Raw genomic sequence first — 24,964 nt, forward strand, 5'->3', positions numbered from 1 at the left:
AAGGTGAGATGAACAATAACAATAAGATCTGCCAAACAAATTTGCGTCGAGGACTTCTGGCTTCAGCGATCCTGAGCGGATTGGGTATCGGGCCCGTGCAGGCCCTGGAAATCGCTACCGGCAACGAAGACCTGGCAGTGCGTTTCGACAACACCTTCAAGTTCAACTATGCCCAGCGGGTCGAAAGCCCCAACAGTAAACTGGCCAATGCGTGGAACAACAACGACGGCAACCGTAACTTCTCTTCGGGCAGTGCCGTGTCCCAGCGCCTGGACGTGCTCTCGGAACTGGATGTGGTCTACAAGCAAAAAGCCGGCTTTCGCGTCAGCGCCAACAGCTGGTACGACCACGCCTACGACAACGTAGGCAGCGACAACGCGGCAACCAATCAGCTCAACCACGGGGTGCCGGACTCACGGCATATCAGCGGTTACGCCGATCGCTACTACAACGGTCCATCCGCCGAAATCCTCGATGCCTTCGTCTTCGGCAGCATGGAAGTCGGCGAAGAATCGATGCTCAGTGCCAAGCTCGGTAGCCACACCCAATACTGGGGTGAAAGCATCCTGGCCTTTGCCCATGGCAACAGCTACGGCCAGTCCGGGCTGGATATTTCCAAGGCACTGGCGGTACCGGGTACCGAAGCCAAGGAACTGTTCATTCCGCGTAACCAGCTGTCCACCAGCTTCACGGTCAACCCGGAGCTGACCCTCGGTGCCCAGTATTTCCTCGACTGGGACGCCGCGCGCCTCCCGGAGTCCGGCACGTACCTGGGCTTCAACGACGGCATCCAGAGCGGCGGACATAACCTGTCGCTGATCGGCGGTGTCAACCCATTCTTCGGTGCGCCTGGCCCGATCGGTGCCAATCAGTTCCTGCGCCTGAGCAACGGCCACACCTTCACCCCGGACAACCGCGGCGACTTCGGTCTGATGGCCAAGTGGAGCCCGGAATGGCTCGATGGCACGCTCGGCTTCTACTACCGCAACACCTCGGACATTCTGCCCAACCTGGCTTTGCAGCCGACCGCCGTCGGCCCGGCGCAGCTGATCTCTGGCAACATCGGCAGCTACAACCAGTTCTACGTCGATGACATCGACATCTACGGCATCAGCCTGTCGAAAAGCATCGCTGGCGTCAGCGTCGGTTTCGACCTGAACTACCGCGAGAACATGCCACTGGCCAGCGTGGCCGGCACTGTCAGCCCTGCAGCGGCAGCGGCCGGCTTGCCCGGTTTCATCGGCAGTTTCGATGGCGAAAACGGCGTGGCCCGCGGCAACACCGTGCATGCGGTGCTCAACGGTTTGACCACCTTTGGCGACACGCCACTGTGGGACAGCTCCTCGTTGCTGGTCGAACTCGGCTACAGCCGCTGGTTGGACGTGACCGACAACAAGCAGTTGTTCAAGGGCGAGGACTGGTACCACGGCACCGACAAGGTGACCAAGGACAACTACATCGTCGGCGTCAATTTCAACCCGACCTGGTACCAGGTGTTCCCCGGCATCGATATGTACATGCCGATGACCTACAACGTCGGGCTGAACGGCAACTCCGCCGTGCAACTGGGCGGTAACGAGGACGCCGGCAGCTACTCGGTCGGCATTGGCATGGATGTGCGCAGCCAGTACCGCTTCGACCTGAAGTACGTGGACAACTTCGGTCCGTTCGATACCTGCGATTCCGCCGGCAGTGCCGCGGCGCAAGGCGAGGGTGCCGCTCCCGGCGCCAACGGCCAGTACAACTGCGCCCTCGGTCAAACCACCGCCTTCGGCGGAACCCCATCGCAGCTCAAGGATCGCGGCATGGTCACTTTCACCTTCAAAACGACTATCTGATCGAACCGTTGCCCAGCAACAGGAGATATTCCATGAAATTCGTCAAATCAGTTCTGGCCACCACCTTGGCGCTGGCCGTCGCCGGCGGCGCACATGCAGCCGTTTCCCCGGACCAGGCGGCCAAGCTCGGTACCACCCTGACCGGCGTTGGTGCCGAAAAATCCGGCAATGCCGATGGCAGCATCCCGGCCTACACCGGTGGACTGAAGACTGCGCCAGCCAGCTATCAGAAGGGCAGCTCCTTCCGTCCCGACCCATTCGAGGCGGAAAAGCCAAGGCTGGTGATCAACAGCAAGAATGCCAGCGAATACAACGGCAAGCTGACCGCATCGACCCAGGAATTGCTCAAGCGTCACCCGTCCTTTCGCGTTGATGTGTTCCCGACCCACCGTACCGTGGGCCTGCCGCAACGAGTGCTGGACAATACTGCCAAAAACGCCGTGGGGACCAAGTCACTCGAAGGTGGCGTAGCCCTGGAAAACGCGTTACCGGGCATACCCTTCCCGATCCCCGGTGATGGCAATGAAGCCATGTGGAACCATCTGCTGCGCTTTCAGGGGCATGCCCTCAATATCAAGTACGACAACTGGAACGTCGATTCTTCCGGTCGCGCGACCCTGGCCACCACCAGTAATGGCTACCTTGAATACCCCCTGTATGAACCGTCCCGCACGGAACCGGCAAAAGAGGGCGATCTGTTCTTCAAGACCAAACTCTATTACCAGGGCCCGGCCCGTCGCGCCGGCGAGGCGATTTTGCTCAACGACGCGGTCAACCCGCTGAAGCAGCCGCGCCGTGGCTGGCAGTACTTGCCCGGGCAACGCCGCGTCAAGTTGGCACCGGATCTGGCCTACGACACGCCGAACCCGGGTACGGCCGGCAGCTCCACCTATGACGATGCCTGGGTGTTCAACGGTGCGCTGGACCGGTACGACTTCAAGCTGATCGGCAAGAAGGAGATGGTCGTTCCGTACAACACCTACAAGCTCAACTACCACGACAAAGCGGCGGACATCACCACACCGAACCATGTCAACCCCGACCTGGTGCGCTGGGAACTGCACCGTGTCTGGGTCGTCGAGGCGACGCTGAAGCCGGGCAAGCGCCACATCTACAGCAAACGTACCTTCTACCTCGACGAGGACAGCTGGATCGCCCTGGCGTCCGACGAATATGACGCCAATGGCAAGCTGTACCGCGGCTCCTTCGCGCACATGGCCTACAGCTACGACGTGCAGGCGCCGAATTCGGACAACTTCATGACCTACGACTTCGTCGCGGGCAGTTACAGCATCTCCGGTGTTTACGGCCCTTACGGCGGCATCAAGTACATCGAAGCGCTATCCAAAGCCCAATGGGCACCGGAGTCGCTGGCCGGCGCGGGTATCCGTTAACCGAACTCCATAGCGTCATTTTCCACCGGGAAGCAGTAGAGCTTGCCGGTGGCTTTTTTATCCGGGAAACAGCTATGAATAACTTCAAGTGGATGGCGTTTGCCGCACTGGCTGCGGCGCTGGCGCTGCCGTTCACCCGACCCGTGGTGGCGGCAGAGTTCGCCGATACCCTGGACAGTCCGGCCATCCAGAGTGAAAGGGCGGTCCAGGGCATGTTCACGGGGCTGACCAGTGCTGGAGAACGTCTGGTCGCGGTGGGCCAGCGCGGGCACATTTTTTATTCGGACGATAACGGTCAGCAGTGGCACCAGGCTCAGGTACCGGTCAGTTCTGATCTGGTAGCCGTGCATTTTCCCAGCTCGCTTCAAGGCTGGGCGGTGGGCCACGATGGGGTGGTATTGCACAGCAGCGATGGTGGTGAAACCTGGAGTCGTCAATTTGACGGCCGCAAGGTCGGCCCGACATTGCTCGCTCATTACCAACAACTGGCCGCGATGCGTCCGGATGACGAGTCGATTGCAAACTTGCTGATCGAGTCCCAGCGCATGGTTGAGGAGGGCGCCGATAAACCTTTCCTCGATGTGTGGTTCGAGAGCGACCGCGTCGGCTACATCGTCGGCGCCTTCAACCTGATATTCCGTACCGATGACGGTGGTCAAAGCTGGACCCCCTGGCTTGATCGCACCGACAACCCGAGTGCGCTGAACCTGTACGCGCTGCGCCCGGTCGGCAATGAGCTGTTCATCGTCGGCGAACAAGGCCTGGTGCTCAAGCTTGATCCCGTGGCCGAGCGTTTCATTGCTACCCCAACGCCCTACAACGGCACCTTCTTTGGCATCACTGGCAAGCCCGGTGCGGTGCTGGTCTTCGGTCTGCGCGGCAATGCGTATCGCAGCGTCGATGGCGGTGCCAGCTGGAGCCAGGTCGAGCTTGGCCTGCCTTCGAGCATCACCGCCAGTACGGTCACCCACGATGGGCGAATCGTGCTGCTGAGCCAGGCCGGCCATGTACTGGTCAGCGTTGACGACGGTGCCAGCTTCAAACTGCAGCCACAAAACGGCCTGGCGCCGGTGGCCGCGGCCCAGGTATCGAGTTCCGGCGCGCTGGTGCTCGCCGGTGTTCGTGGCCTGCGTCAGCTACCCCTCGAATAAGCCCACTGTCGTATAACAAAAGAGACAAGAACGTTATGGGTAATTACGAACTCGATACGATGCCGGTGATCCGCGAGCTCAAGGGCTTTGATGCCCGTTCCGGCAACCTGCTCGAACGCCTGATTTTCAACAACCGCCTGCTGGTGGTGCTGATCTGCCTGGTCCTGACCGTCATGCTCGGTTACTTCGCGGCCACCCGGCTGACGCTGACGGCCAGCTTCGAGAAGATGCTGCCGCAGAGCCAGCCCTTCATCAAAAACTACCTGGACAATCGCCAGTCCTTGCGCGGGCTGGGTAATGCCGTGCGGGTGGTGGTGGAGAACAGTGAAGGCGACATCTATGACCCGCAGTACCTTGAGGTGCTCAAGCAGGTCAACGACACCTTGTTCATTACCCCGGGCGTAGACCGGGCCTGGATGAAGTCGTTGTGGACACCGGCCGTGCGCTGGACCGAAGTGACCGAACAGGGCTTCCAGGGTGGGCCGGTGATGCCGGACGCCTATGACGGCTCGGCCAAGGGTGCCGAGCAGCTGCGTCAGAATATCGCCCGCTCGGGCATCGTCGGCAGCCTGGTGGGTAACAACTTCAAGTCGAGCATGATCTTCGTGCCGTTGCTGGAGAAGGACCCGGTCACCGGCGAAGCCATCGACTACCACGCCTTTTCGCGCATGCTCGAAGAACAGCTGCGCAACCAATACGAGTTCGCCGGTAATGCCGAGGCTCATGGCCAGGGCGAGGAGGGCAAGGGGCCCATCAAGATCCGTGTGATCGGCTTTGCCAAGCTGGTCGGCGACCTGCTTGATGGCCTGATGCTGGTGATGATGTTCTTCGGCGCCGCCGCACTGATCGCCACCGCCATCATTTTCTGCTTTACCCGCTGTGTGCGCAGCACCGCGCTGGTGATCCTCTGTTCGGTGATTGCGGTGGCCTGGCAACTCGGACTGGTCACTCTGTTCGGCTATGCGCTCGATCCCTTTTCGATCCTGGTGCCGTTCCTGGTGTTTGCCATTGGCGTGTCCCACGGCGCGCAGAAGATGAATGGCATCATGCAGGACGTTGGGCGTGGTACCCACCAACTGGTGGCTGCACGCTACACCTTCCGCCGCCTGTTTCTGGCCGGCCTGACCGCGCTGCTGGCCGACGCCGTCGGCTTTGCCGTGCTGATGCTGATCGATATTCCGGTGATCCAGGACCTGGCGGTCACCGCCAGTATTGGCGTTGCGGTGCTGATCTTCACCAACCTGGTGTTGTTGCCGGTGCTGCTGTCCTATTGCGGTGTGAGCCGCAAGGCGGCTGCGCGCACCCTGCGCCAGGAAGACAAGGAACTGCACGGCCAGGGCCTGGGCAATCTCTGGAGTTTCCTTGACCGTTTCACCGAGCGTCGCTGGGCCACCGGGGCCGTGGTGGTGGCGGGCCTGTTGGCAGTGGGCGGCTTTATGGTCAGCACCCAGTTGAAGATCGGTGATCTCGATCCGGGAGCACCGGAGCTACGCGCCGACTCGCGCTACAACCGCGACAACGCCTACATCACCGCCAATTACTCGCTGTCCAGCGACCAGTTCGCCGTGATGATCAAAACCCCCAGCGAAGGCTGCCTGAAATACGAAACCCTGGTCGAGGCCGACCGTCTCGGTTGGTTGCTGCAGCAGCAACCGGGCGTGCAAACCACAGTGTCGCTGGTCAATGCGGTGCGGCAGATCACGGCGGGTTCCTATGAAGGCAACCCGAAAATGCTGACCATCGCACGTAACCAGGATGTGTTGAACTACGGCGCACAGCAGGCTTCGGTCAATAACCCCGATCTGTTCAACAACGATTGTTCGATGATGCCGGTGGTGGCCTATCTTGCCGACCACAAGGCCGAGACCCTCGACAATGTGGTCAAGGTCGCCGATGCCTTCGCCCGCGAACACAGCAACGATGAGCGTCAATTCATGCTCGCCGCCGGCAGCGCGGGCATCGAGGCAGCGACCAATATCGTCGTGCGTGAAGCCAACCGCACCATGCTGTTCTACGTCTATGGCGCGGTGATCGTGCTCTGTTTCATCACCTTCCGCAGCTGGCGCGCGGTGGTGGTGGCCGTGGTGCCGTTGATGCTGACCTCGATTCTCTGCGAAGCCTTGATGGTCTGGCTGGGCATGGGGGTGAAAGTGGCCACGTTGCCGGTGATCGCCCTCGGCGTGGGCATCGGCGTCGACTACGCGTTGTACCTGCTGAGCGTGCAATTGGCACAGCAACGTGCCGGGTTGTCCTTGACCGAGGCCTACAAGAACTCGGTGGCCTTCACCGGCAAGGTCGTGGCGCTGGTCGGCATCACCCTGGCGGCGGGCGTCATCACCTGGGCCTGGTCGCCGATCAAGTTCCAGGCCGACATGGGCATCCTGCTGACCTTCATGTTCATCTGGAACATGGTCGGGGCGTTGGTGCTGATCCCGGCGCTGTCACATTTCCTGCTTTGCAGCCCGCGGCATGTCATGTCCAGGGCCCAAGCCACAGCAATGGAATCCGTCCAAAAGAAGTCCATGACGCAATCCGCCGAGGTCGCGGCACCTGTCAATCAGGGCGATCAATGCGCCAACAATTCGAGAGCCATTCCATCATGAGTGATTACAAAGCCCCCCTGCGCGATATGCGCTTCGTCCTCAATGAAGTGTTCGAGGTCACGAAACTCTGGGCCGAACTGCCGGCGTTGGCCGAGACCGTCGATGCCGAAACCGTCGAAGCCATTCTCGAAGAAGCCGGCAAGGTCACCAGCAAAAGCATCGCGCCGCTGAGCCGTGCGGCTGACGAAGAAGGCTGCCACTGGGCGGACGGTGCCGTGACCACGCCGGCCGGTTTCCCACAGGCCTATCAGACTTACGCGCAAGGCGGTTGGGTCGGCGTCGGTGGCGATCCCACCTACGGTGGCATGGGCATGCCCAAGGCGGTGTCGGCCCAGGTCGAAGAAATGGTCAACTCCGCCAGCCTGTCGTTCGGCCTGTACCCGATGCTGACCGCCGGTGCCTGTCTGTCGATCAACGCCCACGCCAGCGAAGAACTGAAAGCCGCGTACCTGCCGAACATGTACGCCGGGGTCTGGGCCGGTTCCATGTGCCTGACCGAGCCGCATGCCGGTACCGACCTGGGGATCATCCGGACCAAGGCCGAACCCCAGGCCGACGGCTCCTACAAGGTCAGCGGCACCAAGATCTTCATCACCGGCGGCGAACACGACCTGACCGAGAACATCATCCACCTGGTGCTGGCCAAACTGCCGGACGCGCCGGCGGGGCCCAAAGGCATTTCGCTGTTTTTGGTGCCGAAGTTCATGGTCAATGCCGATGGCAGCCTCGGCGCACGCAACCCGGCCAACTGCGGTTCGATTGAACACAAGATGGGCATCCAGGCGTCCGCGACCTGCGTGATGAACTTCGACGAGGCGGTGGGTTACCTGGTCGGCGAGCCGAACAAGGGCCTGGCGGCGATGTTCACCATGATGAACTACGAGCGCCTGGGGGTTGGTATCCAGGGCCTGGCCACGGGCGAGCGCTCCTACCAGAACGCCGTGGAATACGCCCGCGATCGCCTGCAAAGTCGTTCGCCGACCGGTGCACAGCACCAGGACAAGGCCGCTGACCCGATCATCGTCCACCCGGACGTGCGCCGCATGCTGCTGACCATGAAAGCCTCGAACGAAGGCGGCCGTGCCTTCTCCACCTACGTGGCGATGCAACTGGACACCGCCAAGTTCAGCGAAGACGCCACCACCCGCAAGCGCGCCGAAGACCTGGTGGCCTTGCTGACCCCGGTGGCCAAGGCGTTCCTCACCGACCTCGGCCTGGAAACCACGGTGCACGGCCAGCAGGTGTTCGGCGGCCACGGCTACATCCGCGAATGGGGCCAGGAGCAACTGGTGCGTGACGTGCGCATCACCCAGATCTACGAAGGCACCAACGGCATCCAGGCGCTGGACCTGGTAGGCCGCAAGATCGTCGGCACGGGCGGAGCGTACTACAACCTGTTTGTGGACGAGATTCGTCATTTCAGCGCCAGGTCCTGCGCTGACCTGGCGGAGTTCACCAAGCCGCTGAAGGATGCCGTGACCACCCTCGACGAGTTGACCGCATGGCTGCTGGACCGGGCGAAAACCAACCCGAACGAAATCGGCGCCGCCTCGGTCGAGTATCTGCAAGTCTTCGGTTATGTGGCGTACGCCTACATGTGGGCGCGGATGGCCAAGGCTGCTTACGGTAAAGAAGCGCAGGACGATTTTTATGCGAGCAAGTTGGGCACTGCGCGGTTCTATTTCGCCCGCCTGCTGCCGCGTATTCATTCGTTGAGCGCTTCGGTGAAGGCCGGCAGCGAGTCACTCTACCTGCTTGAGGCTGCGCAGTTCTGAACTGCCACATGCCTTGGGCTGCCTTTGTAACGATCACTAGTAAGGATTAAACATGAGTTCAACCACGCCTCGCATTTCTGATCAAATCTACGATGACCTTTGGTTGCCTGACGAAACGCTTGCAGTCCGCAAGCAGGTTCGGGATTTTGCAGAAACCGTGCTCCGCCCCGTTGCTCACGAACTGAATAACACGCCCGAAAGTGTCGCGGCGTTCCCGTGGCAATTGCTCAGGCAAATGGGTGAAGCGGGTCTTTTGCGGATCCCTTTCGAGAAACAATATGGGGGGGCCGGACTGGAATATCCGACACTGGCAACCATGGTGATGCTGGAAGAAATTGCTTACGTTTCCTCCGGTGTCGCGGCCGCACTGATTGATGTCCAATTGATCCTGTTCGGCCACACGCTCAAACACGCACAGCCCTCGATCAAGGAAAAACTGTTTCCCGCCTTGTGCAGGGGTGAAATCGTGGGTGCCTTCGCCACGAGCGAGCCAGATGCCAGCACCGATTTGAGTGTCAAGGCGTTGAAAACCGAAGCCAGGAAAGTCGAAGGGGGATACCGGATCAGCGGGCGCAAGCGCTGGATCACCAACTCACCGGTTGCACACTACATGTTTGTGCTATGCAAAATGGAAGGTGGCATGACCATGCTCCTGGTGGACATGAGTAGCGATGGCGTTCGGGTCGGTGAGCCCGACAAGAAAATGGGAAATCACTGCCAACTGACCGCCGATGTTTACTTCGATGACGTATTTGTGCCGGCCGAGAATCTGGTCGGCGAGTGTGGCGCGGGACTGAAAGCCGCATTGACCTCGCTGACGCTTGGCCGTGTGGGTATCGGTGCCTGCGGTGTCGGGATGGCACAGGCAGCGTTCGATTTCGCAAGCGCCTATATGAAAAAGCGTGAAATTTTCGGCAAGACGATTGCGCAGTTTCAGTATTGGCAATTCAAGTTTGCCGAGTACGCGACGCAATTGGAGAACGCCCGCAATCTTTACGTCAAGGCCGCTCTGATCGTCGATAAAAAACGGCCGAATATCCAGTCGATGTGTGCCATGGCAAAGTTGATCGGCAGTTCGCTGGCGGGGGATGTTGCGCGTGATGCCATTCAAGTCTGCGGCGGCTATGGATTCGTCAAGGAGCTGGCAGCGACTGGCGAGCAATTTCCACTGGAGGCGATTTACAGGGACAGCAAGATCGGCGAAATTTACGAGGGGGCCAATGAAGTTCAGCGTTTGGTCATTGCACGAGCGATCTTTGGCAAGGACTGCGTTGGCTGATTTTTTGGTACCGCACTGTCCAGCGTCGTAATAACAGGCTTCTTGCTCCAGGAGCCTGTAGCAACCCACAATGCGAGACGGGTTCCCAGCCAAAAGGATGGGTGATTCACGGACTGCCTCATTCATCGGGTGCAATAACCTGGAATTCGACGCTCGGAGCACGATCAATGCAGCGAGGCAAAATTCACCGATGGCCTGAGGCAAGTGTAAGGATTCACCGCCTGGCATTCATTTCGGGCCTGGCGCAGCGACGCCAGCGAAACGTCGTCAAAGCGTGTGGTGACGACAGCCACCATTGCTGTAAATGAGGCGATGACACACAGCATTATTATTATTTTCATCGGTTCACCTGCTCGAAAGCGCTGAGTGATGGAATGTACTGTTGTGTCTTGACTTTATCGGGGCTGAAAACTACTTCACCCCCCTTGGTGGGGGGGACGATTGACTAAGATCCCCTGATAGATGCCGGGCCGAAGAGTCTTTGCAAAATGTTTCATGGCCTTTAGGATGACTTCGGGTTCGGCCATGTCATCGGGACAGGGCCGTGAGCCCTATAAGAACTACCTGCCCGGGAAAGGGCGTCATTCGGCGTTATCCAGCATGTCCAGACCCAGTGCCCATACCATCTTCGCCGAGAGCTTCTTTCGCGTGAATGCACAACTGTTCGCCCCGTTCCTGACCGAGGCGGGCCTGGACGAACGGATTCTGCACGCCCCAGATGTGGAGATTCCCGCGGCGAATTATGTCGAACTCTGGGAGATCCTCGGGCGCAGAGTGGATGCGTCGATCGGCCTGCGCATCGGCCTCCAGACTGTTAGCGCCGCCCTTGGTGCCTATGGTCAAGCGATACGCAGTGCGCCAACCATGCTCCTGGCACTGCGTTGCTTGAGCCATTTCGCCGTGGTGCTGGCTCACGCGATTCGGGTGGATTTCGAAATCGTCGGGGGGCAGGTCATCCTGTCTTACCAGTGCACCGATCCGACCATCGTGCGGCGCCGTCAGGACTCCGAATTCAGCATTGGCTTTTTCCTCAGCTTGTTGCGAGAGATCACCCAGAATCCGCGATTGACACCTGAACGGGCCGACTTCGAGCATGAGATGCCGGCCGATCTGTCGTTACACAGTCAGGTGCTTGCGTGTCCGCTGCACTTCAAACAGCCGGACAATCGCCTGTATTTCTCGCTTGAACTGTTGGACATGCCAATACGCACATCCGACCCGCGCCTGTTCCAGGCACTGGAACCCTTCCTCGAGCAGCAGCGCCGGATCAGGGCATCGGCCAGCGATTTTCTCGCCCAGCTTGGCAGTCATATTGCCAGCAGCCTGAGCAGCGGCGGGGCCAGCCTGGAAATGGTGGCGCAGAGCATGGGCCTGGGCCCCCGCACACTGCAACGGCGTCTGGCCGAGCACCAGGTGGAATTCCGGCTGCTGGTCGAGGATGTGCGCCGTTCATTGGCCGAAGTCTATGTAGCGCAGGACCAATACAGCCTGACTGAAGTCGCCTTGCTGCTCGGGTACGCCGAATGCAGTTCCTTCAGCCGCGCTTTTCGTCGCTGGACTCAAATCTCTCCGCAGCAATATCGCCTGCAAGCCAAGACCAACCACTCCTGATATTTTTTTTTGCGGCTGGCGTCAGATGTCAACGGTTCTGACGCCCGCTGGCAAGCCCCTGCGCATGGCCACTGTTAGCTTCTGTCCCTGAGGTGGGCATGACCTTTCCCGGCCGGCGTTGTCTGGCGCGACCGGAATCTTTTTAGCTGCGCTGCATGCCCGCCACCGATAACAAAAAAAAGAGGTGTGGGTTAATGGCAAAGCATGAGAACGGCGCCAAGGGCGTCAGTCGTCGTAAGTTTTTGCAGGGTGCCGGAGTGGGCGCGGTGGCTGTCGCCGGGGCAGGGGTTGTGACCCATGCCACGGCGGCGTCCGGCGATAACTGCAAGACAGCGGGTTGCGACTATGACGTGGTGGTGATCGGTGGTGGCTTCGCGGGTGTCACGGCGGCGCGGGACAGCCGCAAGAACGGCTACAAGACCCTGCTGCTGGAGGCGCGCAATCGTCTGGGTGGGCGCACCTTCACCTCCGAGTTCGACGGCCACAAAGTCGAGATGGGTGGCACTTGGATTCACTGGTCGCAGGACTCTGTCTGGGCCGAGAAAGAACGCTATGGCCTGGAAGTGCTGGAGACTCCGGCCAGTAGCGTGGCGTTCGAGAGCGAAGAGTATGTGGTCAGGGTTGGCGACACTACCCACAAGCTGACCGGCGAGCAGTTGCTGCCGCTGTACGAAGCCTTCGAGGCCTTCTACACCGAGGCGCGCCAGGTCTGGGATCGCCCCTTCGATTCCGGGTACACCTGGAACGAAATCATCCGCCGTGACAAGCGCACTGCTCTGCAACGTCTGGATGAGCTCAAGCTCAACCCGGTGCAGCGGGTGGCGGTCGATAGTTTCGTCAGCGCGACGTCGCATGCCCCGCTGGATCAGACTTCCTACGTTGACATGCTGCGTTATTGGGCGCTTTCAGGCTGGAACCTGCAGGGTTTCAACGACGCTCTCGTGCGTTACAAGCTCAAGGACGGCACCATCGCCCTGATCAACAAAATGATCGAGGACGGCAAGCCGGAAGTTCGCTTATCGACGCCGGTGAAGAAGATCGAGGACAAGGGCGATCACACGGTGGTCACCACCCAAAATGGCGACAGGATAGTGGCCGCCAGCGTGATCATCGCGTTGCCGATGAACGTGCTGCCCAACGTCGAGTTCTCGCCGGCGCTGGACCCGGTCCTGATCGAGGCCGGCAAACAGAAGCACTGTGGCGTAGGGATCAAGCTCTACATCAAGGCCAAGGGTGGCTACACCAAGCTGGCGAAAGTCACCGCCATGGCCGACTCCAGCTACCCGCTGAGCCTGGTAATGCCGCATTACGTGAGTGACGACAACACCGTCTTTGTCGCCTTCGGCAACGATCCCGGCAAGATCGATATCTACGACAACAAGGCCGTCGAGGCGATTCTGGATCCGCTCTTCCCTGGCATCCAGGTCGAAAGTACCTACGGCTACGAATGGACACTGGACCCTTATAGCCTCGGCACCTACGCCAGCTACAGACCGGAGTGGTTCGAGAAATACTACGCGCACTTCCAGAAAGATCGCGGCCGTATCCTCTTTGGCCAGGGCGACCACGGCGAGGGCTGGCGCGGCAGCATTTCCGGCGCCATCGCCGCTGGCAGTAAAGCGGCCATGCGGGCCAAGGAACTGCTGGGATGACTGGCCGCTACGCCCCTCAGCTGTTCGCCGCACTCGGGCTGCTGGGGCTGATCAATCTGCCCGCGCAAGCTGCGCAAGCGTGCGACCCGACTGCCGGTTTGCGGCTCTTTGAAACCCGTTGCACAACCTGCCATTCACTCGCCGAACACAAGGTCGGGCCAAAGCTCGGTGACGTATTCGGCCGCAAGGCAGGTTCAGCCCCAGGCTTCACCTATACGCCAACGCTGGAGCAAGCGGGCTTCACCTGGAATACGGAAAAGCTCGACGCGTTCCTCAGTGGCCCGATGACGTTCCTGCCCGGCACCGCCATGGCCTTCGGTGGTCTGCGCCAGGCAGAGGATCGTCAGGCCCTTACCTGTTTCCTCAGTCAACAAGGACCCCACTCATGAGCATCACGATCTACACCAAACCCAAGTGCCTGCTGACCGTATCTGTTGCTGCGCTGCTGTTGATCGACCCAAGCCTGATCTTCCGCTGGGTGGGCATGCCACTGGGGGCCGACGGCATGCTCCTCGGCCGTCTCCTTGGCGCTACGTACCTCGCTGTCGGTCTGGGCTTCTGGTTCATCCGCAGTCTCGAAGACCTTCCACGCCGTGACGCGCTGTTGCTGATCGGCTCCGATCTTGTGTGCGCCGGCATCATCATTCAGGCAGTCATGACGGGGGCGATGAACCCGCTCGGTTGGGGGCTGGCAGCGGTCTACCTGGGTTCAGCCCTGGGCTTCGGCTGGTGCGCCAGCCGGGTTGCCGCCAGGCCAGTCTGCGCCTGATCCACGTTTCGCCCCGGCGTCATGCGCCGGGCGCTCCTGCACAATAATTACAATGGGAGAGTGATCATGAGTATTCATTTCAAGAAGTCCCTGCTGTGCAGCGCTATGTTGGCACTGTTCAGTGCTGGCGGCGCCCAGGCGGCAACCTCGGGCGATCTGGCCAGGCTGGGTAACGAGCTGACGCCGTTCGGTGCAGAAAAAGCCGGCAATGCCAGCGGCATCATTCCCGCCTGGAATGGCGGACTCACCCAGGCTCCGGCGGGTTGGAAACCGGGCCACGGCGACCCCTACGGCGCCGACAAGCCGCTGTTCTCCATCGATGGCAAGAACCTCGCGCAGTATCAAGCTCAGTTACCTGCCGGACAGGTCGAGCTGATCAAGGCCTATCCGGGCTACCGCCTGGACGTCTATCCGACGCACCGCAGTTGCACCTTCCCGACAGAGATTGCCCAACGCACCAAAGCGTTCGCTGCGCAGAGCAAGATCGGCAGCGACGGCTGGAACCTGGAGCAAGCGGCTGGCGCTGCGATTCCGTTCCCGGTGCCGCAAAGCGGTATCGAGGTGATGTGGAACTACAAGCTGCGCTACATGGCCAAGGGGCGTCGCGCGCAAGTGTCGATGCTGCTTCGCGAGAAGAGCGGTGAGCTGTCGGAGCTCAAGCAGTGGGCCAGCGAGTATTACCCCTACAACGATGCGGCGGTCAAAAGTCCGGTCGATGCCGGCGACTTCGAGGCCAAGATGCTCTATGACGTGCTGACACCGCCATCGCGAGCTGGCGAGATGTATCTGGTGCACGGCTATCTCGACAAACCGCAGGACTCCTGGATCTATTTCCCAGGCCAGCGCCGCGTGCGCCGCGCACCATCCTTCGCTTACGACAATCCGATTGCCGGCACCGACAGCCTGTACTTCGTCGACCAGATCAACATGTTTACCGGAGCGATGGACCGTTATGACTTCAAGCTGATCGGCAAGAAGGAAATGATGGTGCCTTACAACTCCTACAAGTTGGTCGACAAGAGCAACACGTACGAAAAGCTGATGGGGCAGGACTACCTCAATCGCGACGCACAACGGTATGAGCAGCACCGTGTCTGGGTGGTGGAAGCCACGGTGAAGGCAGACAAGCGCCACTCCTTCGCCAAGCGCGTGTTTTTCGTCGACGAAGACAGCTGGGCGCTGTTGCACGTGGACATGTACGACGCCAAGGGCAATCTCTGGCGCGTGCAGGAAGGCAGCCTCTGGGCCAACCCTCAGACGCAGTCGTGCACCGGCTTCGAGTACGTGAGCTACGACCTCGTCGCACGACGCTACATCGCTGACGGTTTTACCCAGGAGGGCGAGGTGCTCGACCTGACCGCGGGGCTCGAAGGCCGGGTCAGCGACAAACTGTTCAACTCCAACGAACTGCGCCGCAGCGGCGAACGTTAAGCAGCAATAACTCCGCGTAAAGGTAGAGCTATGAACAACAATAAAAAAGGCGCGGCCCAAGCCGCGCCAGGCTTCGCGCGCGCTAAAAACAGTCTGACTCTGGCAGTAATGGCCGCCTCCAGCCTGATGTGGATGGATACCAGCCAGGCCATGCGCTTCGGCTCCGAAGACGGCATCTCCGGCAGTTTCGACTCCACGCTGTCATACGGCTTCGCCACGCGCATGCAATCGAGTGACTGCCATTTGCTCGGCGGTGACAGCGGCGGCTGTAACGACGGTACCAATACCGGGTTGGGGGAGTTTTACAACCTGAGCAGAGGCAACGGCTACGCCAATGCCGATATCAATTACACCAACTCCGATGATGGCGACCAGAACTACAACAAGCACGATGTCTTCTCCGAGGTCGTGAAGGGCACCCACGAGCTGAGTCTGAAGTTCGGTGATGGGTGGAGCGCCCTGAGTCGGGTCAGTTGGTCGAAAGATTTCAAGATGGACAACACCCGGCGCACCGAACTCGATGACAATGCCGATCGCGAAGCCACCGAACGCGTCGACCTGCTCGATCTGTGGGTGGCCAAGAGTTTCGATCTGGGCGAGATGCCGGCCAAGGTCAAGGTCGGCAACCAGGTGATCAGCTGGGGCGAAGAGATTTTCGTCACCGGCGGCATCAACCAGATCAATGCCCTCAACCTGACGAAATACCATACGCCCGGCACCCAGTTGAAGGAGGTCTTCGTCCCGGCTCCCATGGCGTCGTTCAACCTGGGATTGACTGACAACCTGAACCTGGAGACCTACTACCAGTTCAAGTGGAACGCGTACGGCATCGACCCGGTGGGCACCTACTATTCCAACTCCGATGTGGTGGGTGAGGGCAACCGGCCGATCTACTACTCGACCAGTACGCTCGACGGACTTCTCGGTGCCGGTACCTGCGCCTCATTGACACCCACCGGTCGTTGCGGCGAGCCGTTGATCAGCGGCCTGGACGACGCCACCTTGGTCGCCAATGGCCTGGCGGTTCCGTTTGCCGGCGAGCGCTCGGCCAAGAACAGTGGCCAATACGGTATCGCCCTGCGCTGGACGGTGGAGGAGATCGCGACCGAGTTCGGTTTCTTCTACCAGCGCTACCACGACAAGTTGCCCTTCGTGGGCTACACCGCTACGTCCAATCCGGATGGGCTGGTGGTCGACAACTACTTCTGGAATTACGGCGAAGACAAGAACCTGTACGGGCTGTCGCTCAATACCATGTTCGGCCCGGTGGCCGTGGGGGCGGAGTTGTCCTATCGGCCCAACGACAGCGTCGGCATTGACCCCACGGTGCCCTTTGGCCAGGCGTTCACCGGGGAGTTCAACAAGTTCAGTGTGTACGACACCGGCACCAACAAAGGTTTTGTCGAAGAGAAGAAATGGCAGGCTCACGTGAATGCCATCTACACCTTCTCGGCCAACGACCCGCTCGGGTTTATCCCGACCAGCCTGGGCGCTTCCGACGGTTTCCTGCTGACCGAAGCGGTGGTCACCCATTACCCGGACCTGGATACCTCGGGTGAGACGCCTTACTTCCTGCCGGATTATTCGCTGCCGGATAAAACCTCATGGGGCTACGTGACCGAGCTGGGCATCAACTACCCAAACCTGTTCGGCACCGGGATCACCCTGACACCGCAACTCGACTTCGCCCACGACGTGCATGGCACCACGCCAAACGCGCTGCCTTTCGTCGAAGGTCGCAAGTCGCTGACCAGTTCGTTGCTGTTCAACTACCGCGACCGCTGGAAGGGCGGTTTGCAATGGGTGCAGTACTGGGGAGGCGGGGACAACAACCTGATGGCTGACCGCGATTTCTTGAGCGGCAACATTTCCTACTCGTTCTGATGTCGTGTCTTCCCTCGGCCACGGGCTGAGGGAAGCTCATTCCCGCTTTTCAGGAAGGCTCACTATGCTGGCTTCTCTGGTGCTCGGTCTCGAGCGGTTCTTTTTTCGGCGTCGACTGTCGACCCTGGCGGTGCTGGCGCTCGTCACACTGGTGATGGCCGGTTTCGCCTCGCAACTGCGCATGTCGGCCGGTTTTGACAAGCAACTGCCCCAGCAGCACGAATTCATTCAAACCTTTAACAAGTACCGGGATGTGCTGTTCGGTGCCAACCGCGTCATCGTGGTGCTGCACGCCAAAAGCGGCGACATCTGGAACACGCAGGCCATGACCCGGTTGTACGACCTGACCCAGACGCTGTTTTTCATGCCGGGCATCGACCGGCGCACGGTCACCTCGCTGTGGACCCCCAATACCCGCGCGGTGCAGATCACCGAGGAGGGCATGAAGGCCGAGGATGTAATCGGCGGTGACGTCACGGTCGGTACTCTTGATGAGCAGGCGATTGTCGGCATCCGTGATCGCACCATCGTGGGCGGCTTTGTCGGCAGCCTGGTGGCCAACGACTACTCCGGTGCCATGGTGGTGGCCGAGCTCGCCGACCCGGATCCGCAGACCGGCAAACGCCTGGACTATCTGGCATTCAGCAAACGCCTGGAAGACGATGTCCGCGCCAAGTATGCCGACAGCGACTACGACGTACAGATCATTGGTTTCGCCAAGCAAATGGGTGACATCGGCGCCGGCGCGACCAGCGTGATGGGCTTTTTTGCGCTGGCCTTCCTGCTGACCCTGGCCGCCGTGTATTGGTACACCCGCTCCTGGGTGCTGACCTTTCTGCCGCTGTGCTGTTCGCTGGTGTCGGTGGTCTGGCAGTTCGGCACCATCACCTTGCTCGGCTTCGGTCTCGACCCGCTGGCGATTCTGGTGCCGTTTCTGGTGTTCGCCATCGGTGTGTCCCATGGCGTGCAGCAGGTCAACTTCATCTCCAAGGAAGTCTGCAACGGCGCCGATGCGATGACCGCCGCTCGCCGCAGCTTCGGCGGTTTATTGATTCCGGGCACATTGGCCTTGATTACTGCCTTCGTCGGCTTTGCCACGCTGGTGCTGGTGCCGATTCCGATGATTCGCGAACTGGCGATTACTGCCTCGGTCGGCGTCGCCTACAAGATCGTCACCAACCTGATCATGCTGCCGGTGCTGGCCAGCTTCTTCCATTTCGATCAGGCCTATGTCAACCGGGTCAAACGCCTGCAAGCCTGGCGCGATGGCGTGATGAGTAAACTCGGGCGCCTGGCCGAAACCCGCCATGCGGCGATCGGCTCGGTGTTATGCCTGGTATTGCTCGGCGTTGCCGTCTGGCAGAGCCAGGGCCGGCATGTCGGCCACGTGTTGCCAGGCGCCCCCGAGTTGCACAGCGACTCGCGCTACAACCAGGACGTGGAAAGCGTGGTCGGTCATTTCGGCCTGGGGTTGGACCTGTTCACCGTGGTGGTGGAAACGCCGAAAAACGGCTGTTACCAGCATGAAGTCATGGCTTACACCGACCGCCTGACCTGGTTCCTGGCCAACGTGCCGGGGGTGTTGTCGGCGCAATCATTGCCGGCACTGACCAAACTCTCGGCTTCGGGCGTCAATGAGGGCAACCCGAAATGGGCAGCGCTTCCGGTCGATGAGCTGAGCATCGGTGAAGCCGTGCGCCAGGTGCCTGAAGTGCTGCGCCTGTACAACGCCGATTGCACGGTGCTGCCAATCAACCTGTACCTGGCCGATCACAAGGCCAGCACTCTGAAAACCGTGGTCGCAGCGGTGCAGCATTATCGGGCGGAACACCCCATGAACGGCATCACCGTGCGCCTGGCCAGTGGCAATGCCGGGGTGCAGGCGGCCACCAACGAAATCGTCGAAACCTCCGAATTGCCGATGATGCTCTATGTTTACCTGACGATCGTGTTGTTGGTGCTTCTGGTCTATCGCGACTGGCGGGCGATGGTCGCCTGCTGTGTACCGCTGACCCTGGCGACCTTCCTCGGCTATTGGTTCATGAAGTCGCTGGACATCGGCCTGACCGTCGCCACCTTGCCGGTGATGGTGCTGGCCGTGGGCATCGGCGTGGATTACGCGTTCTACATCTACAACCGCCTGCAACTGCACCTGGCGGAAGGGAAGGACATCGTTACAGCGTTCAAACTTGCCCTGCGCGAGGTGGGGGTGGCGACCATTTTCACCGCGATTACATTGTCGATCGGCGTGGCGACCTGGTCGCTCTCAGCGTTGAAATTCCAGGCCGACATGGGGTTGCTGCTGACCTTCATGTTCATGGTCAACATGCTGATGGCGATCACCTTGCTGCCGGCCATTGCGGTGATGCTGGACGTGCTGATTCCGCGGCGGGGGCCTGTCCGTGCGCCTCTGATTGCGCATTGATCGAGGGATGTCAAATGTCGAACAAAACGATTTCGCTGCCACGCCTGTTAGCCATTGCCGCGTTGTTCGGCCTGGCAGGGCAGGTGCTCCATGGCCACGGCGCCGAGCTATCGGCCATGCGCCTGACCCAGGCGCAACAGGCGCCACTGGTGGCGGTGACCCAGGTGGGCGCGGGCCTTGTCGCCTTGGGCGATCACGGTGTGGTGGTGCTCTCTGCTAATGGCAAGCAGTGGCACCAGGCCAAAACCGTGCCGGTGGATGGGCTGCTGACGGCGTTGAGTTTCGCCGATGGGCAAATCGGCTGGGCCGTGGGGCATGGCGGGGTGTTGCTGCGCACCGGGGACGGCGGTGAAACCTGGGCGCTGCAACCGCCTCTGGAAGACAAGCCAGTGCTGCTGTCGGTGTGGTTCGAAAACACCCGGCACGGCATTGTCGTCGGCGCCTACGGCTACGCCAGCGAAACCCGCGATGGTGGTCGCAGCTGGCAGCGCCTGAGCGTGAGCAGCGACGACGATTATCACCTCAACCAGATTTTTGCCGGGCGCGATGGCCACCTGTTCATCGCCGGCGAGGGCGGCAGCGCCTACCGGTCTCCCGACAATGGGGCGACCTGGGAAACCCTGGATACCGGTGTCGGCGGCTCGTTGTGGGCTGGCACGAGCCTGCGCGATGGCCGCGTGCTGTTGGTGGGTATGAGCGGACGGGTGCTGGTCAGCGAGGACCAGGGTGATACCTGGCAAACCAGGGACAGCGGCAGCCAGGAAGCCATCACGGCGGTCAGCCAACTCAACGACGGTCGCGTAGCGCTGGTGGGCAATGGCGGGTTGGTGGCCGTCGCCGATCAGGACTTGCAGCGCTTTCAGGCGCAGATCCGCACCGACCGACAGAACCTCGCCGCGCTCGCGCCGCTGGGCGATAACCAACTGGCACTGTTCGGCCCCCAAGGTGTGCTGAATCAGGATCTGACGGATACCCATTAATCCGCGCCGGCACCGACCGGCGCACTCAAACCAGAATCTGAATGGAGCACGAAACCATGCTGGGATTGATGCAAGATCAACCGCTACTGATTTCATCGGTTCTCGAACACGCCCTCACGGCGCATCCGAGGAGCGAAATTGCCTCGCGCACGGTCGAAGGGCCGATGTACCACTGCACCTATGCCGACATCGGCCGGCGTGCCAAACAACTGGCCAATGCCCTGACCACACTGGAGGTGCAACCCGGCGAACGGATCGGTACGCTGGCGTGGAACGGCTATCGGCACATGGAGTTGTATTTCGGCGTGTCAGGCATGGGCGCGGTCTTGCACACTATCAACCCGCGCTTGTTTCCCGAGCAGATCGAATTCATTGCCAACCATGCCGAAGACCAATACCTGTTCTTCGATTTGTCCTTCGCCGCGCTGGTAGAGCAGCTCGCGCCGCGGATGGAGAGCGTCAAAGCCTTCATCGCCCTGACGGATCGAAGCCGGATGCCGGACATCGAAGTGTCCAATCTGCTGTGTTACGAGGACCTGATCGACGGCCACAGCAGTGAATTCGTCTGGCCGATACTCGATGAAAGGGCAGCCTCCTCGATGTGCTACACCTCGGGCACCACCGGTAATCCGAAAGGCGTGCTGTTTTCGCACCGTTCCTCGATTTTACATTCCCTGGGACTGTGCACATCGGAGGGCTTTGGCCTGTCGTCGGCGGATTCGGCGCTGCTCGTGGTGCCAATGTTCCACGTCAATGCCTGGGGCATGCCCTACGCGGCGGCCATGTGCGGCGCCAAGCTGGTGCTACCCGGGCCGGCGCTGGATGGCGAGAGCCTCTACGAGCTGATGCGTACCGAACAGGTGACGCTGGCCCTGGGCGTGCCGACGGTGTGGATGATGTTGCAGCAACACGTCGAGGCCCGTGGCCTGGACCCGGTGGCGGACCTGTGCCTGAACCGGGTGGTAATTGGCGGGGCCGCGGCATCGAGACACCTGGTCGAGACGTTCGAAACCCGTTTCGGTGCCCGGGTGCTGCATGCCTGGGGAATGACCGAGATGTCTCCACTGGGCACCGTCTGCAACCCGCTGCCCAAACACCGCGATGCGTCGCTGGCTGAACGACTTGACCTGCAGGCGAAACAGGGACGGGCGCTGTTCGGGGTGTCGATGAAGATCGTCGACGAGGAGGGCACCGAGTTGCCCCGTGACGGCAAGGCCTCCGGCCATCTGCTGGTCAAGGGGCCGTGGATAGCCAATCAGTATTTCCGGGGTGAGGGCGGGAGCATTCTCGATGATGCCGGCTGGTTCGACACCGGTGATATCGCCACCATCGATTGCGATGGCTACATGCAGATTACCGACCGCGCCAAGGATGTCATCAAGTCCGGTGGCGAATGGATTTCCTCGATCGACTTGGAGAACGCCGCGGTTGGGCATCCAGCGGTGGCCGAGGCGGCGGTTATTGGTATTCCCCATGCCAAATGGCAGGAGCGCCCGCTGCTGATCGTGGTGATCAAGCCCGGCAAGGCTGCCAGCAAGGAAGAACTGCTGGAATACCTGGAAACCCGGGTAGCGAAGTGGTGGTTGCCGGACGATGTCGCTTACGTCGAGGCGCTGCCGCATACGGCAACGGGCAAACTGCAAAAAATGAAGTTGCGCGAGCAGTTTCGTGACTATCGCTTGGCGCAGGAATGATCGAGCCGATTCACATCAAAAGTTGCTGGCTCCCGAGAAAGGTCGGGAGCAGCACACCTGTGGCGGTTTCTACACAAACATCACCCACCAAATTTCGTCAGATTGACGGCCTTGGGATTGGGATAGTGCTCGAGTGACTTCATGTATTCGCCGATCAACTTCATATATGGAGCCAGGGTCCAGGCGTTCACCGCGACGGTATTGACCTCCTCACGGGGGTCCTGCTCGATATTGAAGATCGATGGATAACCGGTCAGTTCGGCGCGGTAGCCGCCAACGCCGGCCATGGCAGGATTGCCGGCCGAACTGATGAACTGCTTCGGATAGATGCGGAACTGCCGCCAACGCACGGCAACGATTTCGTCACCGATGAAGGTGATCAGGCTTTCACGCTTTGAAGCGGTCTGCTTGCCGAGAACGACATCGCTTTGGTCAACGCCGTCGATCGGCCGATCGGCAGGAACCGCTGCGCCAATGAGCTTCGCCAGCGTCGGAAAGACATCGTGGATGGACACCATCGCGTTGCTTGCCCCTGGCGCGATCCTGCCCGGCCACTTGATCATGGCCGGCACACGCAATGACCCTTCCAGCCCATCGCCGAGCTCGCCACGGAACGGCCCGTTCGAGCCACCGCGAAACTCGGCCGGTCCCTCAGTCGGTGCAGCGCCATTGTCGGACAGCCAGATCACGATGGTGTTGTCTTCGACGCCGGCGGACTTGATGGCGTCCAATACCTGGCCAGTGCGGTGATCGAGTTCCATGATCGCGTCACCATAGGGACCAATCCGCGACTTGCCGTCAAACTCGGGGGCGACCAGGGACGGGTAATGGGTATTCGTCCAGCCGACGAAGAGGAAGAACGGTTCAGACGCTTTGGCCTGGCGCTGGATGTATTCCGCCGCCGAATTGGCAATATCTCCCTCAACCTGTCGGCGGTAACCCAACGTATAAGGGCGGACTTGCTTCAGCACTCCGTTTGCCCCGGACTCCCAGATGGCAGGCTCGGACGCAGAGATAAGCGCCTCGGGAATCCCGCTGCGCTGCATACCATCGCGATACAGTGTGCTGTCGCTGGTTTCGAGAACGCCAACACGGTACTGGTCAAAGCCCTGGCGGGTCGGCCAGCTTTGCTCGCTTGCTCCAAGATGCCACTTGCCCATGTAACCCGTCGCGTAGCCCTGGCTTTTGAACAGCTCTCCCAGTGTCACTTCATTGGCCTGGAGTGTATTCGGCGTGCCCGCGACGATGATGCTGCCAAGGCCTGAACGTGGTGAATAACGTCCGGTTTGCAGTGCGGCGCGGGAGGGCGTGCAACCTGGTTCTACCAGGAACTGGGTAAAGCGCACGCCTTCGCTGGCCAACTGGTCGATGCGCGGGGTCGGCATACCCCGAGCCTCGCCCGCACCATAGGCGCCAAGGTCACCATAACCGACGTTGTCGGCCAGCATGACGACGACGTTGGGTTTGTCCTGGGCCTGCGCGCAGCCCATGAATGCGATGAGGAACGACAGCAGCCGGATACGTTGCATTGTTTGCTCTCCACGGGTGCGCACTGACTTAACAGTTTTTTCAGATCAATCGGTCGGCTTCTTTCTGCTCGGCGTAAAGCCACTTCTGGTTGCGATACAGATAGGCGATCAAACGGAAATAGGTTTCCGGCATCCAGCGTTTGAGCCGCCAGGCCCATTTGGCGTCAGGCTGGGTCATGACGTAGAGGCGGCCCTTTTCCAGTGCGCGAAACACATCGTCGACAATGTGCTCGGAGGTGAATCGGGACTTTTTCAGTTGGGCCAGCAGGCGCTTCTCCATGGCGCGCTCGCTGGTGAGCGAGTCCCCCAGCGATGTCGCGAACACGGTCGGGCACACCACGGTGACGCCGATATCAAAGCCGCTGAGCTCGGACTTGAGGGTCTCCGACAGGGACACCACGCCCGCCTTGGCCACGTTGTAGGGCGACATTTCAGGCCCGGACAACGTACCGGCGCTCGATGCGGTATTGATGATGCAGCCGCCGCCCTGATTCTTGAGCAAAGGCACGAAGGCCCTGCAGCCATAAATCACGCTCCACAGGTCAACGTTGATGACTTTTTCCCACTCTTCCAGGGCAAGGTCATCGATCATGCCTGCAGACGCAATGCCCGCATTATTGAAAACCAGGTCGACACCGCCCCACAGTTGTTTGACGGTGTTGGCGGCCTCCTGCAAGGCCTCTTGTCGAGTGACATCCAACACCATGCTGAAGGTCTCGGCGCCGCGTTGGCGCAGCTGCGCTTCAGCCTGCTCCAGTCTTTTCGCGTTGATGTCGGCGATCAGCAGTTTCCAGCCCCTGCTGGCGAGGTGCATGCAGATGGCCAGGCCAAAACCGCTGGCGGCGCCCGTCACGAAGGCACGCTTTGCCGGGTATTTCTGTTCGAGTTTCATGATTGCTCGCAATGCCATGGTCGTTGCTGAAAGGGGTCAGTGGTAGACAGGATGTAC

18 protein-coding genes are annotated in these 24,964 nt (G+C 60.4%); 15 read left to right on the forward strand and 3 right to left on the reverse strand.

All coding sequences use genetic code 11. The features are described 5' to 3' along the window. The first annotated feature begins 8 nt into the window (after positions 1-8). From ACA067_RS14270 to ACA067_RS14295, 6 genes are all read left to right on the forward strand, one after another. Positions 9-1,838: a DUF1302 domain-containing protein gene (locus tag ACA067_RS14270; protein ID WP_497462354.1), complete on the forward strand. Its 1,830-nt coding sequence runs from the start codon at positions 9-11 to the stop codon at positions 1,836-1,838. A 32-nt stretch (positions 1,839-1,870) separates the two neighbouring features. Beyond that, positions 1,871-3,232: a DUF1329 domain-containing protein gene (locus ACA067_RS14275; RefSeq protein WP_497462355.1), complete on the forward strand. Its 1,362-nt coding sequence runs from the start codon at positions 1,871-1,873 to the stop codon at positions 3,230-3,232. A gap of 74 nt (positions 3,233-3,306) precedes the next feature. Then, positions 3,307-4,383, forward strand: coding sequence for a WD40/YVTN/BNR-like repeat-containing protein (locus ACA067_RS14280; RefSeq protein ID WP_497462356.1), 1,077 nt, complete (start codon positions 3,307-3,309; stop codon positions 4,381-4,383). A gap of 35 nt (positions 4,384-4,418) precedes the next feature. Continuing rightward, positions 4,419-6,986 (forward strand): efflux RND transporter permease subunit, encoded by a 2,568-nt coding sequence (locus ACA067_RS14285; RefSeq protein ID WP_497462357.1) that lies wholly within the window; start codon positions 4,419-4,421, stop codon positions 6,984-6,986. Next, the gene (locus tag ACA067_RS14290; protein ID WP_497462358.1) at positions 6,983-8,761 is read left to right on the forward strand and encodes an acyl-CoA dehydrogenase C-terminal domain-containing protein; all 1,779 of its coding nucleotides are present in this window, start codon (positions 6,983-6,985) and stop codon (positions 8,759-8,761) included. Before ACA067_RS14285 ends, ACA067_RS14290 begins: the two co-directional genes overlap by 4 nt. Positions 8,762-8,813: 52 nt before the next feature. Further along, on the forward strand, positions 8,814-10,040 hold the full coding sequence (locus ACA067_RS14295; RefSeq protein WP_497462359.1) for an acyl-CoA dehydrogenase family protein: 1,227 nt from the start codon (positions 8,814-8,816) through the stop codon (positions 10,038-10,040). A gap of 164 nt (positions 10,041-10,204) precedes the next feature. Here ACA067_RS14295 and ACA067_RS14300 read toward each other — a convergent pair whose 3' ends face one another. After that, a complete protein-coding gene (locus ACA067_RS14300; protein WP_497462360.1) occupies positions 10,205-10,381 on the reverse strand; it encodes a hypothetical protein in 177 nt (58 codons plus the stop codon). A 259-nt stretch (positions 10,382-10,640) separates the two neighbouring features. Between ACA067_RS14300 and ACA067_RS14305 the strand changes: the two genes are divergently transcribed. The 9 genes from ACA067_RS14305 to ACA067_RS14345 all read left to right on the forward strand — a co-directional run bounded on the left by ACA067_RS14305 (position 10,641) and on the right by ACA067_RS14345 (position 22,486). Beyond that, positions 10,641-11,651, forward strand: a complete 1,011-nt coding sequence (locus ACA067_RS14305; protein WP_497462361.1) for an AraC family transcriptional regulator — start codon at positions 10,641-10,643, stop codon at positions 11,649-11,651. A gap of 194 nt (positions 11,652-11,845) precedes the next feature. Then, complete coding sequence (locus tag ACA067_RS14310; protein WP_497462362.1) at positions 11,846-13,303, forward strand: flavin monoamine oxidase family protein; 1,458 nt, start codon at positions 11,846-11,848, stop codon at positions 13,301-13,303. Further along, positions 13,300-13,692, forward strand: coding sequence for a c-type cytochrome (locus tag ACA067_RS14315; RefSeq protein WP_497462363.1), 393 nt, complete (start codon positions 13,300-13,302; stop codon positions 13,690-13,692). The genes ACA067_RS14310 and ACA067_RS14315 overlap by 4 nt, the downstream gene beginning before the upstream one ends. After that, positions 13,689-14,072: a hypothetical protein gene (locus tag ACA067_RS14320; RefSeq protein WP_497462364.1), complete on the forward strand. Its 384-nt coding sequence runs from the start codon at positions 13,689-13,691 to the stop codon at positions 14,070-14,072. Before ACA067_RS14315 ends, ACA067_RS14320 begins: the two co-directional genes overlap by 4 nt. 66 nt (positions 14,073-14,138) lie before the next feature. Beyond that, positions 14,139-15,503 carry a DUF1329 domain-containing protein gene (locus ACA067_RS14325; RefSeq protein ID WP_497462365.1) on the forward strand — a complete coding sequence of 455 codons (1,365 nt, stop codon included), beginning with the start codon at positions 14,139-14,141 and terminating at the stop codon, positions 15,501-15,503. A 30-nt stretch (positions 15,504-15,533) separates the two neighbouring features. Next, the gene (locus tag ACA067_RS14330) at positions 15,534-17,387 is read left to right on the forward strand and encodes a DUF1302 domain-containing protein (RefSeq protein WP_497462366.1); all 1,854 of its coding nucleotides are present in this window, start codon (positions 15,534-15,536) and stop codon (positions 17,385-17,387) included. Between the two features lie 64 nt (positions 17,388-17,451). Beyond that, positions 17,452-19,812, forward strand: a complete 2,361-nt coding sequence (locus ACA067_RS14335; protein ID WP_497462367.1) for an efflux RND transporter permease subunit — start codon at positions 17,452-17,454, stop codon at positions 19,810-19,812. Between the two features lie 14 nt (positions 19,813-19,826). Beyond that, a complete protein-coding gene (locus tag ACA067_RS14340) occupies positions 19,827-20,792 on the forward strand; it encodes a WD40/YVTN/BNR-like repeat-containing protein (RefSeq protein ID WP_497462368.1) in 966 nt (321 codons plus the stop codon). 41 nt (positions 20,793-20,833) lie between these two features. Further along, the gene (locus tag ACA067_RS14345; RefSeq protein WP_497462369.1) at positions 20,834-22,486 is read left to right on the forward strand and encodes a 3-(methylthio)propionyl-CoA ligase; all 1,653 of its coding nucleotides are present in this window, start codon (positions 20,834-20,836) and stop codon (positions 22,484-22,486) included. 80 nt (positions 22,487-22,566) lie between these two features. Here ACA067_RS14345 and ACA067_RS14350 read toward each other — a convergent pair whose 3' ends face one another. Together ACA067_RS14350 and ACA067_RS14355 are read right to left on the reverse strand one after the other, a co-directional pair. Further along, complete coding sequence (locus ACA067_RS14350) at positions 22,567-24,015, reverse strand: arylsulfatase (RefSeq protein WP_497462370.1); 1,449 nt, start codon at positions 24,013-24,015, stop codon at positions 22,567-22,569. Between the two features lie 40 nt (positions 24,016-24,055). Beyond that, complete coding sequence (locus ACA067_RS14355; RefSeq protein ID WP_497462371.1) at positions 24,056-24,907, reverse strand: SDR family NAD(P)-dependent oxidoreductase; 852 nt, start codon at positions 24,905-24,907, stop codon at positions 24,056-24,058. Between the last annotated feature and the right edge of the window lie 57 nt (positions 24,908-24,964).

It is taken from the genome of Pseudomonas sp. LBUM1674 (assembly GCF_059695635.1).

What these genes read in the sequence shown, in the direction of transcription:
- ACA067_RS14270 (WP_497462354.1), top strand. Translation starts at nt 9, where the DNA reads ATGAACAATAACAATAAGATCTGCCAAACAAATTTGCGTCGAGGACTT.
- ACA067_RS14275 (WP_497462355.1), top strand. Translation starts at nt 1,871, where the DNA reads ATGAAATTCGTCAAATCAGTTCTGGCCACCACCTTGGCGCTGGCCGTC.
- ACA067_RS14280 (WP_497462356.1), top strand. Translation starts at nt 3,307, where the DNA reads ATGAATAACTTCAAGTGGATGGCGTTTGCCGCACTGGCTGCGGCGCTG.
- ACA067_RS14285 (WP_497462357.1), top strand. Translation starts at nt 4,419, where the DNA reads ATGGGTAATTACGAACTCGATACGATGCCGGTGATCCGCGAGCTCAAG.
- ACA067_RS14290 (WP_497462358.1), top strand. Translation starts at nt 6,983, where the DNA reads ATGAGTGATTACAAAGCCCCCCTGCGCGATATGCGCTTCGTCCTCAAT.
- ACA067_RS14295 (WP_497462359.1), top strand. Translation starts at nt 8,814, where the DNA reads ATGAGTTCAACCACGCCTCGCATTTCTGATCAAATCTACGATGACCTT.
- ACA067_RS14300 (WP_497462360.1), bottom strand. Translation starts at nt 10,381, where the DNA reads ATGAAAATAATAATAATGCTGTGTGTCATCGCCTCATTTACAGCAATG.
- ACA067_RS14305 (WP_497462361.1), top strand. Translation starts at nt 10,641, where the DNA reads ATGTCCAGACCCAGTGCCCATACCATCTTCGCCGAGAGCTTCTTTCGC.
- ACA067_RS14310 (WP_497462362.1), top strand. Translation starts at nt 11,846, where the DNA reads ATGGCAAAGCATGAGAACGGCGCCAAGGGCGTCAGTCGTCGTAAGTTT.
- ACA067_RS14315 (WP_497462363.1), top strand. Translation starts at nt 13,300, where the DNA reads ATGACTGGCCGCTACGCCCCTCAGCTGTTCGCCGCACTCGGGCTGCTG.
- ACA067_RS14320 (WP_497462364.1), top strand. Translation starts at nt 13,689, where the DNA reads ATGAGCATCACGATCTACACCAAACCCAAGTGCCTGCTGACCGTATCT.
- ACA067_RS14325 (WP_497462365.1), top strand. Translation starts at nt 14,139, where the DNA reads ATGAGTATTCATTTCAAGAAGTCCCTGCTGTGCAGCGCTATGTTGGCA.
- ACA067_RS14330 (WP_497462366.1), top strand. Translation starts at nt 15,534, where the DNA reads ATGAACAACAATAAAAAAGGCGCGGCCCAAGCCGCGCCAGGCTTCGCG.
- ACA067_RS14335 (WP_497462367.1), top strand. Translation starts at nt 17,452, where the DNA reads ATGCTGGCTTCTCTGGTGCTCGGTCTCGAGCGGTTCTTTTTTCGGCGT.
- ACA067_RS14340 (WP_497462368.1), top strand. Translation starts at nt 19,827, where the DNA reads ATGTCGAACAAAACGATTTCGCTGCCACGCCTGTTAGCCATTGCCGCG.
- ACA067_RS14345 (WP_497462369.1), top strand. Translation starts at nt 20,834, where the DNA reads ATGGAGCACGAAACCATGCTGGGATTGATGCAAGATCAACCGCTACTG.
- ACA067_RS14350 (WP_497462370.1), bottom strand. Translation starts at nt 24,015, where the DNA reads ATGCAACGTATCCGGCTGCTGTCGTTCCTCATCGCATTCATGGGCTGC.
- ACA067_RS14355 (WP_497462371.1), bottom strand. Translation starts at nt 24,907, where the DNA reads ATGAAACTCGAACAGAAATACCCGGCAAAGCGTGCCTTCGTGACGGGC.